The organism is Aeromonas sp. ANP5 (genome assembly GCF_963870295.1).
Classification (GTDB): domain Bacteria; phylum Pseudomonadota; class Gammaproteobacteria; order Enterobacterales; family Aeromonadaceae; genus Aeromonas; species Aeromonas veronii.
This window is the reverse complement of record NZ_CAWMRY010000018.1, coordinates 79,822-88,653: the sequence shown is the minus strand read 5'-3', so window position 1 is coordinate 88,653 and position 8,832 is coordinate 79,822. Positions and strand designations below refer to the sequence as shown.

The window sequence follows — 8,832 nt, the reverse complement described above, 5'->3', positions numbered from 1 at the left end:
ACAGGCGGATGGTTCGTTCCTCTGACCAACGGCTCAATCGGTGGTACTGGTGCGCCAGAACACCTGCTTGATATGGGGGTGGATGGCCAGCTTTTGCATCAGGGCATCCAGCTCGTCGCCATCGATGGAGGTGGCGAGCAGCACCGCCGAGATCTCCAGATCCCCCTCGCCAAACGGCTCGATATCGAGTTCGCTCAAGGGGTAGTTGGCCTGCTCCAGCATTTCTTCCAGCCAGTGAAGTACCTCTTTTTGATGCTCGCGCTGGGTCAGTGCCGTCACCTTGTAGGTCACTTCGGTGTCGGTATTGTCCACCGGACGGCGGTTGATCTGGTTGACCAGCGGTCTCAGCAGGGTGTTGGCGGCGAGCACGAACAGGGCGCCCAGAATTGCCTCCATGGCCAACCCTGCGCCACAGGCGGCGCCGACCGCAGCTACACCCCAGAGGGTGGCGGCGGTGTTGATGCCGCGGATATTGCCCGACTCGCGCATGATGACGCCGGCGCCGAGAAAGCCGATGCCGGAGACGATATAGGCCACCACATGGACCACGTTGTAGTTGCCGCCGTGCAGGTCATAGATACGCTGGGCCAGACTGACGAACAGGGCGGCTCCCACGGCGACCAGCACGTTGGTGCGAAGGCCTGCGGTACGTTGGCGGTACTGGCGCTCCAGCCCGACCAGACTGCCGAGCACAAAGGCGAGCAGCAGGCTGGCCAGGGTGTCGAGCAGGGAGAGCATGTCAATTTGTTGCCACATCTTCATGGCGTACTCCTTCCGATAAGTGCTGGCTTGGCGCAATCCATGATGAAACGCCGGGAGGCGGATGGATCAGGGGATGATTGCGCGGATGGCCAGCAGAAAAACAAAAACGCAGCGTCCCGGGGCGCGAGCATCATCAGATGCCCTGACGCTCGGAGAGGACGCAACAAGCAGGGCCAGCGTGGCTGGCCCCTTTCACTGTGGTTAACGCAGATGAGCGGTCAGTTGAGCTCGGGATCGCAGTCGATGCGCGGGCGCAGTTGCCAGCGCACCGGATGTGCCACCCCGACCTGATGAACAAACTGCACCAGATAGCGGCGCTGGGGCGGGGTGCACTGCAGGTTGAGCACCAGCTCTCGCCCGCCGCCGCGACCCGGCTTCATCGATTGCATCGGTTGCAGCCCGGCCGGTTGCAACGTGTGGTTCACCATATCCAGCACCTGCTCCATATCGGCGCGATCATCACAGCGGATCTGCAGCCTATAGTGGTGCTGACGCTGTTTGCCGCCCAGCCAGCGTGGCAGCATGCCACGGCCGAGCCGGCTCAACAGGGGGTGAGCCCGGGTAGCAACAGAACCTGTTGCGACCGCGCGATCCGCAGCCGGTTTGATTGAGATAAAACGCATAGCAGCCTCCTTGTGGGAAGCAGAAACTATGCAGGCATGGCGACCGTGGCGGTTGGCCACTGGTTGCCAGACGTCAAGTGTAAAAAGGGAGAAGAGGGGAGTGGATTTCCGCTTCTCGCAGGGTTGCGAGTTGCGGCAGAGAAAGACCTGCGGCTAGCTCGCGACCTTGGTACCGACGATGAGGGTCGGTCTACAACTGTCACTTGATGAGTTGCCCACTGATGGTCTCCGCTATTGATAAGAGGCTCGAATGATAGCCGAGGCGGCAGGCAGGGTAAACCCCGCGCTGCCCGCAGCAACATCTTGAAACATAATCGAAAGCCCCGTTTTGCCGAGCAGGGCCGCCAAAAGCAGACCCGGCGAGGGCCGGGTCTGCGGGGTCATTCGGTCTTGTCTATGCCAAGGTATTTGAGCATCAGTTTTTCGTAGATGGGCTCGGTATCCCCCACCTGCATCTTGTGCAGGAAGTACTTCTCGAAGGCGATCTTGGCCAGATGGACCCACTTTCCTTTCTTGAACCAGGCGACGTTGCGCGGCGGGATCTGCGGCATGGCGACGAAAGCGGCACCTGTGTCCCCCATGTCCGCCAGACAGATGGCATTCCATACTGCCTTGGTCACCGGCGGTTGGCCGCTGAGCTCCGCCTTGATGTTGTGGCTCAGGGTGCGCACCATCGCCTCAATCATATAGCCGGTCTTGGGCACCCCGGTTGGTACCGGCGTCTTGTGCGGCGGGGCAATGGCGATGCAGACCCCGGCGGCGTAAATCTGCGGGAAGGCGGGATTGCGCTGGTGTTCGTCGACGATGACAAAGCCGCGGGGATTGACCAGCCCCTCGATGCCCCGCAGCGGCGCAATGCCGACAAAGGCGGGCAGCATCATGGCGTGTTTGTAGGACAGGGTGTGGGTGCGCTTGATGTTGCCCTCATCGTCCAGCTCCTCCACCGTCATCTGGCCATCTTGCGCCGCCACGGTGCGGGCATTGCAGATCCACTGCACGTCGCGCATCCGCAATTCGCTCTCCAGCATCCCCTTGGAGTCACCCACGCCGTTGAGACCCAGATGGCCGATGTAGGGCTCGCTGGTGACAAAGGTCATGGGCACATTTTTTCTCACCTTCTTGTCGCGCAGGTGGCGATCGAGGATGAATGCGTACTCGTAGGCGGGACCGAAGCAGGAGGCGCCCGGCATGGCGCCGACAATCACAGGGCCGGGCTCATCGACCAGGGCACTGACACTGTGGCGGCACTCTTCGGCGTGGGAGAGGGTACAGACGCTGGTGGTGCCACCGGATTCGGGGCCAGCCCCTGCCACCTCGTCAAAGGCGAGGGCCGGACCGGTACAGATCGCCAGAAAGTCGTAACGCAGGGTCTGGCCATCGGAGAGGGTGAGCTGCTGCGCCGCCGGTTGCAGCTCGGTCAGGGCGGCATGGATAAAGCGGATCCCCTTTTTCTTCACATGGGGTTCGATGGGGATCGAGGTCTCCTTGCGCTCCCGCCACTGGACGGCAATCCAGGGGTTGGAGGGGGTAAATTCAAAGTCCGGCTTGTCATTGATGAGGATCACCTCATGCTGCTTGCCCAGTTCGGCCTTGAGTTCGTAGGCGGCAGACATGCCCCCCAGACCCGCGCCGATGACGATTACCGTTGCCATGTTCAGCCTCCTGCGTTTATTACACGCTCATATGAGCCTAGGTCATCCGACCCTGTTATTTAAATCCTATCCGTTTGAGGATCATCGCTGCCGGGCAGAAACCGGTGAATGCGCTCTGGATCAGGTTGACCCCGACAAAGGCACTCAACCAGACAAAGCCCGGATGAACCCAGGTGGTAAGGATAAGCGAGAGCAGCAACATGCAACCCGCGACGATTCTGACTCCGTTATCTACTGTCATGGTCTTTCTCCTTATTTACTTTAGATATTGCTAATTTAGTGTTGTTTTATACAATAGAACAAATATCAGCAATTGCTAATTTACTCTTATGAGCCAATTCGACGAGATGAACAGACATGCGACAGCCGCCGCCTCCCTGCTCAAGGCGTTGGCTCATCCCGAACGCCTGATGGTGCTCTGCCAGCTGGTGGAGGGGGAGAAGGGGGTCGGGGAGCTGCTGGCCCATAGCCAACTCGGGCAGTCGGCGTTTTCCCAGCAGTTGTCGGTGCTCAAGCGCTACGGCCTGATCCGTTCGCGCAAGGTCTCCCAGCAGATCTACTACTCGCTGGTGAGCGAGGCGGCGGCCGATGTACTGGGAGCGTTGCAAACCCATTTTTGTCACTCGGAAAATAAGGAATCTTGATGATGGAAAGCCAATGGCTGCTCTCTTTGGGCGGTGGCATGCTGGCGGGGCTGTCGGCCCTGATCCTGATGTTGTTCAACGGCCGGGTGGCCGGGATCAGCGGCATTTTGGCCGGTGCGCTGCAACACCGTGCACCGTGGCGGGTGCTGTTTCTGCTGGGGCTGGGGGCGGGCGCCTGGTTGGCGCTGACTCTGGGTTGGGCCACCATGCCCGCATTCACCACCTTGCCCGGCTGGCCTGTAGTGCTGCTGGCCGGTCTGCTGGTCGGCATCGGTACCCGTCTTGGCAATGGCTGCACCAGCGGCCACGGCATCTGTGGCATGGGGCGGCTCTCCCTGCGCTCCATCGTCGCCACCCTGACCTTTATGGCGGCTGGCTTTATCACCGTCTTCGTCACTCATCATCTGCTGTAAGGGGCTGATTGCCATGAAGTTGCTGACAAGTTTGTTTGCGGGTGTGTTGTTCGGGCTGGGGATGGCCATCTCCGGCATGATGGATCCCGCCCGGGTCACCGGTTTTCTCGATCTGGCCGGGGCCTGGGATCCCAGCCTCGCCTTCGTGATGGGAGGGGCCCTGCTGGTCTTTATGCCGGGTTATTTTCTGCTGGTGAAACCCCGTCGCGAGAGTGTGCTGGGGGAGCCCATCGTCGCCGTACCGGCTCCCAGACTGGAGCGCCGGCTGATCGGCGGGGCCGCACTGTTTGGCATCGGCTGGGGATTGGTCGGTATCTGCCCGGGGCCTGCTCTGAGTCTCATTTCCAGCGGGCAGCCCATGATAATGTTGTTTATAGCGGCCATGGTGGCCGGGATCTTGCTGTTTGACAGAGGGCTGGCCAGGGTGCTGACCAAGGCGCCAGTTCGGGGAGTGGATAAGGTGCGCCAGTCCCATACCGCCTGATCCCGTGAAGTGACAGATTACGCCAGGGAAGGAGAGTAATGATGGAAAAGATCCGGTTGCTGGGGATCACCTTGTTGGTGATGACATCGCAGGCCATGACATCCCCCCAGGCCCTTGCCGCAGACGGGGAGTCTATTGCCCCACTGACAGTGCCCCTGTTGACAGTGGCGCCACAGCCGGTGACCGACTGGCTGACGCTGGATGGCACCGTCAGTGCCATCAATCAGGGGACGGTGGCGGCCCAGACCAGCGGCCGGGTCTCCCGCATGCTGGTAGATGTGAACGATCAGGTGCAGGCGGGGCAGCCGCTGCTGGAGATCAGCGGTAAGGAGCAGTTTGCCGCCGTCACGGGGGCCGAGGCGCGGCTGGCGCGGGCGCAGGCTCAGCAAGTGGAAGCCGAGCGCCAGCTTGCCCGCTTTCAGGCGCTGATTGCCAAGGGGGTGATCACCCGCGCCCAGCTCGATAATGCCCAGGCGACGGATCGCGCCGCCCGCGCCGAGGTGAATGCTGCCGATGCGGCTCTCACTCAGGCCCGCGAGGCCTACGGTTATACCCGCATTCTGGCTCCCTACGCCGGGGTGGTGACCAAACGGCTGGTAGAGCTGGGGGAGACTGTCGCCCCCGGTACCCCACTGCTCTCCGGCTTCTCTCTCGACACACTGCGGGTGGAGGTGGAGTTGCCCCAATCCGCCCTGACGCTGGCTCGTGAGCCTGCGGATGTGCAGGTGCTGCTGCCGGATGGCAAGCCTGTTACCCCGGTCAAATTGACCCGCTTTAACTATGCCGACAGCCAGAGCCACGCCTTCAAGTTGCGCCTCGACTTGCCGCCGCAAACTGCCGGGGTATTGCCCGGCATGTGGCTCAAGGTGCAGCTCAAACAGGGTGAACGTCAGGTGTTGCAGGTGCCGGATCGCGCCCTGCTGCGGCAAGGGGAGTTCAACGGCGTCTATCTGCAGCAGCCCGCGGGCTGGGCCCTGACGCCGGTGCGGGTCGGCCATTGTGTCGAGGGACAGTGCGAGATCCTGGCCGGGCTGCAAGCCGGTGACAAGCTGGCTCCCGATGCCTGGGCGCAGCAGCAGGAGGTGGCCCATGAGTAGCGAGCTGAACGGCAACAAGGAGAGGCTGGGGCCTGCCGGTCGGCTGGCTGCGCTGTTTCAGGGCTCGGCTATCACCCCGCTGCTGGCGCTGGTGGGGCTGCTGCTTGGCCTGTTTGCAGTGCTGGTGACCCCCAAGGAGGAGGAGCCGCAGATCGATGTCACCTTCGCTGATGTCTATATTCCCTTCCCGGGAGCCACTCCGGCTGAAGTGGCCTCTCTCGTCACTACCCCTGCCGAGCAGGTGGTCTCCCAGATAAAGGGCATTGATACCCTCTACTCTTTTTCCCAACCCGATGGCGCCCTGCTGGTGGTGGTGTTCAAGGTGGGGGTGAGCCGCGAGCAGGCCATCGTCGATCTCAACAACCAGCTCGACTCCAACCGCGACTGGTTGCCACAGGGGATCGGAGTCGGTCAGCCGCTGGTGAAACCCCGGGGGATCGATGATGTCCCCATCGTCAGTTTGACCTTATGGAGTAAAGAGGGGAGCAAGCAACTGGGGGCATCCGAGCTGACCCGGGTCGCCCATGAGTTGGAGACCGAACTCAAGCGCATTCCCGGTACCCGCGATATTTACACGCTGGGCAGCCAGAGTGCCGTGTTGCGGGTGATGCCGGATCCGGCGGCCCTCAGCGCCCACGGCATCAGCTGGGGCGAACTGAGTCAGCGACTTGCGGCCGCCAATCAGGTAGGCACGACACAGGCTATCGAGCAGAACAACAGTGAGATCAAGGTGCAGGTGGGGCAGTTCCTGCAAAGTGAGCAGGAGGCTAGAGAGCTGGTGGTGGGGCTGCACGACGGCAAGCCGGTCTATCTGGGGGAGGTGGCCAGGGTCTCTCTGGGTCAGGAGACTCCGACCAAACGCAGCTGGATGGGATTGGGACATGCCAGTTATCCGGCGGTGACCCTGGCCATCGGCAAGCAGCCGGGCCAGAACGCGGTCGATGTGGCCAAGCGGGTGGAGGCGCGGGTCGAGAGTTTGCAGAACCGGCTTATCCCGGCAGGAGTCGAGGTGACGGTGACCCGGGACTACGGCGTCACCGCCGAGACCAAATCCAACACCCTCATCGGCAAGCTGATTTTTGCCACCACGGCGGTGGTTCTGCTGGTACTGGTGAGCATGGGTTGGCGCGAGGCGCTGGTCGTTGGCATTGCCATCGTCATCACCCTGGCACTGACTCTCTTCGCCAGCTGGGCCTGGGGCTTTACCCTCAACCGGGTGTCGCTGTTTGCGCTGATCTTCTCCATCGGCATTCTGGTGGATGACGCCATTGTGGTGGTGGAGAACATCCACCGCCATCGCGGTTTGGGCAAGGGGTCGCTCAAGGATCTGATTCCGGGTGCGGTGGACGAGGTGGGGGGGCCGACCATACTGGCGACCCTGACCGTGATTGCGGCCCTGCTGCCGATGGCCTTTGTCAGCGGCCTGATGGGCCCCTACATGAGCCCCATCCCCATCAATGCCAGCATGGGGATGCTTATCTCCCTGCTGGTGGCCTTTATCTTCTCCCCCTGGCTGGCGAGCCATTTGCTCAAGGGTGAGGTGCACGGTGCCCACGGTGAAGCCAAGGCGGGTCTTTTTCACCGGCTGATGACCCCTTTTCTGATTGGTGATGGCGCCAAGCGCGCCAGACGCAAGCTCTGGCTAGTTGTGTTGCTGCTGGTCGGGGCGGCTACCGCCATGCCGGTGGTGCAGTGGGTGGTGCTCAAGATGCTCCCGTTTGACAACAAGTCGGAATTTCAGCTGGTGCTCGATATGCCGGAGGGGGCGACCCTGGAGCAGACCGAGCGCACCCTGCTGGCGGTTGGGCGGGAGCTTGCCAAGGTGGAGGAGGTGAAGGATTACCAGATCTACGCCGGTACCGCCGCCCCCATCAATTTCAACGGGCTGGTGCGCCACTACTTTATCCGCAGCGGCGCCAACGTGGGGGATATTCAGGTCAATCTGGTGGACAAGCATGAACGGGATCGCAGTAGTCACCAGATTGCCCAGTCGGTTCGGGAGCCGCTGCAGGCCATCGCCAGTGCGGCAGGGGGCAACCTGAAAGTCGTTGAGGTGCCGCCCGGCCCGCCGGTCTGGTCCCCCATCGTTGCCGAGATCTATGGCCCGACTCAGGCCGCCCGCGAAGCGGCCGCTCGCGCCGTACAGGCCCGCTTTGTAGCCACGGCGGATCTGGTGGATGTGGATATCTATCTGACAGACCCGCAGCCCAAGTGGCGGCTGGTGGTGGATCGCAGCAAGGCGGCCCTGCTCGGGGTCGATCTCGGGGATCTGGTGAACACCCTCAATGGCGGGGTGGGTTATCAGGATGCCAGCTGGCTGCAGGGGCACGGCGCCAAGTATCCGGTGCCGATCCGCATCGAACTGGCTCCCGGTGACAAACGGGATCTGGCGGGCGTACTGGCCCTCAAGGTGCGCAGCCAGAGCGGCCAGTTGGTGCGGGTCTCCGAGCTGGTGAGTCGCCGTGATGAGGTGGCCCCCAGCTATATCATGCACAAGAACATGCAGCCCATGGTGATGGTGGTGGCCGACATGGGTGGCAATACCGACAGCCCGCTCTACGGCATGTTTGCCGCCGGCGCCGATATCGACCTGCCCCAATATTACGTGCAGCAGCCCGACAAACTGGGGGAGGTGGCGCTGTTGTGGGACGGAGAGTGGAAGATTACCTACGAGACCTTCCGCGACATGGGGCTAGCCTACGGAGTGGGGATGATCCTCATCTATCTGCTGGTGGTGGCACAGTTCCGCTCCTATCTGGTGCCGCTCATCATCATGGCTCCCATTCCGCTCACCATCATAGGGGTGATGCCGGGCCACGCCCTGTTGGGGGCCCAGTTTACCGCTACCTCGATGATCGGGATGATCGCCCTGGCCGGGATTATCGTACGCAACAGCATCCTGCTGGTGGACTTTATCGAGCAGCAGCGCAGCGCCGGAATGGCGTTCGAGCAGGCGGTGATCGAAGCGGCGCAGGTGCGGGCCAAACCCATCATGCTGACGGCGCTGGCGGCGATGATCGGGGCTCTGTTTATCCTCGATGATCCCATCTTCAACGGACTGGCCATCAGCCTGATTTTCGGGATCCTGGTCTCCACTTTGCTCACCCTGGTGGTGATACCCTTGCTCTATTATGCCCTGCTCTCCCGACGCACATGA

9 protein-coding genes are annotated in these 8,832 nt (G+C 61.9%); 5 read left to right on the top strand and 4 right to left on the bottom strand.

What is annotated here, in order from left to right; genetic code table 11:
• Positions 1-33 precede the first annotated feature (33 nt).
• From AACT07_RS12010 to AACT07_RS11995, 4 genes are all read right to left on the bottom strand, one after another.
• Entirely contained in the window at positions 34-762 is a 729-nt protein-coding gene (locus AACT07_RS12010; RefSeq protein WP_069527945.1) for an MgtC/SapB family protein, read from the bottom strand.
• Between the two features lie 218 nt (positions 763-980).
• Positions 981-1,385, bottom strand: coding sequence for a hypothetical protein (locus AACT07_RS12005; RefSeq protein ID WP_069527944.1), 405 nt, complete (start codon positions 1,383-1,385; stop codon positions 981-983).
• Between the two features lie 380 nt (positions 1,386-1,765).
• Entirely contained in the window at positions 1,766-3,037 is a 1,272-nt protein-coding gene (locus tag AACT07_RS12000; RefSeq protein WP_069527942.1) for an NAD(P)/FAD-dependent oxidoreductase, read from the bottom strand.
• Positions 3,038-3,092: 55 nt separating this feature from the next.
• A complete protein-coding gene (locus AACT07_RS11995; RefSeq protein WP_005344304.1) occupies positions 3,093-3,278 on the bottom strand; it encodes a YgaP family membrane protein in 186 nt (61 codons plus the stop codon).
• Between the two features lie 88 nt (positions 3,279-3,366).
• On the opposite strand from AACT07_RS11995, the gene AACT07_RS11990 reads away from it, so the two are divergent.
• Genes AACT07_RS11990 through AACT07_RS11970 form a run of 5 tightly spaced genes read left to right on the top strand, consistent with a single transcriptional unit; the run spans position 3,367 to position 8,832 of the window.
• A complete protein-coding gene (locus AACT07_RS11990) occupies positions 3,367-3,681 on the top strand; it encodes an ArsR/SmtB family transcription factor (protein WP_005338008.1) in 315 nt (104 codons plus the stop codon).
• Entirely contained in the window at positions 3,681-4,094 is a 414-nt protein-coding gene (locus AACT07_RS11985; protein WP_064338373.1) for a YeeE/YedE family protein, read from the top strand. The genes AACT07_RS11990 and AACT07_RS11985 overlap by 1 nt, the downstream gene beginning before the upstream one ends.
• Positions 4,095-4,107: 13 nt before the next feature.
• Entirely contained in the window at positions 4,108-4,578 is a 471-nt protein-coding gene (locus AACT07_RS11980; protein ID WP_069527940.1) for a YeeE/YedE family protein, read from the top strand.
• 41 nt (positions 4,579-4,619) lie between these two features.
• Complete coding sequence (locus tag AACT07_RS11975; protein ID WP_069527938.1) at positions 4,620-5,675, top strand: efflux RND transporter periplasmic adaptor subunit; 1,056 nt, start codon at positions 4,620-4,622, stop codon at positions 5,673-5,675.
• Positions 5,668-8,832 carry an efflux RND transporter permease subunit gene (locus tag AACT07_RS11970; protein ID WP_069527936.1) on the top strand — a complete coding sequence of 1,055 codons (3,165 nt, stop codon included), beginning with the start codon at positions 5,668-5,670 and terminating at the stop codon, positions 8,830-8,832. Before AACT07_RS11975 ends, AACT07_RS11970 begins: the two co-directional genes overlap by 8 nt.

Bases quoted from the DNA above. Each gene is read 5' to 3' on its own strand.
- AACT07_RS12005 (WP_069527944.1), bottom strand. From the start codon at position 1,385: ATGCGTTTTATCTCAATCAAACCGGCTGCGGATCGCGCGGTCGCAACA.
- AACT07_RS12000 (WP_069527942.1), bottom strand. From the start codon at position 3,037: ATGGCAACGGTAATCGTCATCGGCGCGGGTCTGGGGGGCATGTCTGCC.
- AACT07_RS11970 (WP_069527936.1), top strand. From the start codon at position 5,668: ATGAGTAGCGAGCTGAACGGCAACAAGGAGAGGCTGGGGCCTGCCGGT.
- AACT07_RS11985 (WP_064338373.1), top strand. From the start codon at position 3,681: ATGATGGAAAGCCAATGGCTGCTCTCTTTGGGCGGTGGCATGCTGGCG.
- AACT07_RS11995 (WP_005344304.1), bottom strand. From the start codon at position 3,278: ATGACAGTAGATAACGGAGTCAGAATCGTCGCGGGTTGCATGTTGCTG.
- AACT07_RS11975 (WP_069527938.1), top strand. From the start codon at position 4,620: ATGGAAAAGATCCGGTTGCTGGGGATCACCTTGTTGGTGATGACATCG.
- AACT07_RS11990 (WP_005338008.1), top strand. From the start codon at position 3,367: ATGAGCCAATTCGACGAGATGAACAGACATGCGACAGCCGCCGCCTCC.
- AACT07_RS11980 (WP_069527940.1), top strand. From the start codon at position 4,108: ATGAAGTTGCTGACAAGTTTGTTTGCGGGTGTGTTGTTCGGGCTGGGG.
- AACT07_RS12010 (WP_069527945.1), bottom strand. From the start codon at position 762: ATGAAGATGTGGCAACAAATTGACATGCTCTCCCTGCTCGACACCCTG.